Source organism: Shewanella sp. S1-58-MNA-CIBAN-0166 (genome assembly GCF_040310085.1).
Taxonomy (GTDB): domain Bacteria; phylum Pseudomonadota; class Gammaproteobacteria; order Enterobacterales; family Shewanellaceae; genus Shewanella.
The window spans coordinates 1-249 of sequence record NZ_JBEOPN010000180.1; the positions used below are offsets into that span (position 1 = coordinate 1).

Sequence of the window (249 nt, forward strand, 5' to 3'; positions counted from 1 at the left end):
GTAATAAACCATTTTCAACTAGGCCAGAAAATGGCGGGTACTGCCAGTTTTTTTCAGGGCCAGTGGGGACTACATCGGTGTGCCCGGCAAAACAAAAATGTGGCGATTGCGTCCCTTTGCGTGCCCAGGTATTTAAGGTGTCGGTAAAAAATAACGATTCGATGTTAAAGCCAACTGCTTGCAATCTATCGTTCATCATTTGTTGGCAGCCAGCATCTTCAGGTGTTACCGACTCGCGTTGTATTAACG

1 pseudogene is annotated in these 249 nt (G+C 46.2%); it reads right to left on the bottom strand.

The annotated features are described in order from the left end of the window. Positions 1 to 249 (bottom strand): annotated as a pseudogene (locus AAEY99_RS21600) (succinyl-diaminopimelate desuccinylase); the annotation flags it as partial.